This window comes from Yinghuangia sp. YIM S09857 (genome assembly GCF_051388915.1).
Classification (GTDB): domain Bacteria; phylum Actinomycetota; class Actinomycetes; order Streptomycetales; family Streptomycetaceae; genus Yinghuangia.
Map to the genome: position 1 here is coordinate 143,540 of NZ_JBPKBH010000005.1, position 1,625 is coordinate 145,164.

At 73.5% G+C, this 1,625-nt stretch carries 1 protein-coding gene; it reads left to right on the forward strand.

The genetic code is table 11. From position 1 onward, the window contains the following. Positions 1-495 precede the first annotated feature (495 nt). A complete protein-coding gene (locus ACRX5S_RS12110) occupies positions 496-1,512 on the forward strand; it encodes an LLM class F420-dependent oxidoreductase (protein WP_436772885.1) in 1,017 nt (338 codons plus the stop codon). Positions 1,513-1,625 lie beyond the last annotated feature (113 nt).

Consider the following 1,625-nt stretch of genomic DNA (forward strand, 5'->3'; position numbering starts at 1 on the left):
GCGGCGGGCGCCCTCTCGGCGTTCCCGGGTGCCACCGCCCGCACCCCGCGTACGCCTTCCGCCTTCCGCCTTCCGCCTTCCGCCTTCCGCCTTCCGCCTTCCGCCTTCCGCCTTCCGCCTTCCGCCTTCCGCCTTCCGCCTGGGACGCTCCCACTCCCGCCCGCGCTCTCCGCCTGCTGACCCGTGCCCTCCCCCGTCCGATGCCCCGACGCCCACCCGCCCACCGCTCCCCGGACCGGTGCCTCCACCGCGCACCCACCGCCTGCTGACTCCTGCTCTCCCTCCCGTCCGACGCCCTGACGCCCACCCGCGTGCACCGCCAGCCCCTCGCCCCTGCCTCCCGCCCCCTTGCCGCCTCCACCGCACCGACCGTCCCCTCTGGCGCCCCCGCCGCCCAGGGGCCCATGGTCACCGAAGTAAAACGTGTTCTACAGTGCCAGGCGGAACCTGACGCCCCCTTCAGGGGCCGTCCCCGCGGCCATGAGGAGAAACACGATGCGGCTCGGTCTGACATTCGGGTACTGGGGGCGAGGCCCCTCGGCCGGCTTCGTCGAAACCGCGCAGGAGGCGGAGCGGCTCGGCTTCGACTCGGTGTGGACCGCGGAGTCGTGGGGGTCGGACGCCTTCACGCCGCTGACGTGGATCGCCGCCAACACGTCCCGCATCAACCTGGGGACCGCGGTGACGCAAATGACCGCGCGTACCCCCACCGCCACCGCGATGCACGCGCTGACCCTCGACCACCTCTCGGGCGGCCGCGTCATGCTGGGCCTCGGCCTGTCGGGGCCGCAGGTCGTCGAGGGCTGGTACGGGCGGCCGTTCCCGAAGAGCCCGCTCACCTTCACGCGCGAGTACGTGGACGTGATCCGCCAGGTCCTGCGCCGCGAGAGCCCCGTCGCGCTCGAAGGCCGCTATGCGCAGCACCCGTACCGCGGCGAGGACGGCAGCGGCCTCGGCAAGCCGCTGAAGCCCATCACGCACCCCCTGCGTGCCGACGTCCCGATCTTCCTGGGCGCCGAGGGGCCCAAGAACGTCCACCTCACCACCCAGATCGCGGACGGGTGGCTCCCCCTCCACTGGTCGCCGTACAACCACGACGTCTACGGCGAGTCCCTCCGCGACAAGCCGGAGGGCTTCCGCATCGCGCCGATGGTGCAGGTCGTCCTCGAAGACGACCTCGAAAAGGCGATGTTCCCGATCAAGGCCGCGATGGGCTTCTACGTCGGCGGCATGGGCGCCAAGTCGAAGAACTTCCACGCCGACCTGATGCGCCGCTTCGGCTACGCGGACGCCGCCGACCGCATCCAGGACCTCTTCTTCGAGGGCCGCCGCGAGGAGGCCATCGCCGCCGTCCCCAGCGAATTCGTCGACGAGATCGCCCTCGTAGGCTCCGCCGACCGCATCCGCGACCGCTACACGGCCTGGCGCGACGACAAGCACGTGACCGACATGATCGTCACCACCAAGGACCCCACCGCCCTGAAGCTCCTGGCCGACCTCGCCGGAGCGTAGTCACCCAACGGGCCCGGGGGGGGGGGGGGGGGGGGGGGGGGGGGGGGGGGGGGGGGGGGGGGGGGGGGGGGGGGGGGGGGGGGGGGGGGGGGGGGGGGGGGGGGGGGGGGGGG

Bases quoted from the DNA above. Each gene is read 5' to 3' on its own strand.
- ACRX5S_RS12110 (WP_436772885.1), top strand. From the start codon at position 496: ATGCGGCTCGGTCTGACATTCGGGTACTGGGGGCGAGGCCCCTCGGCC.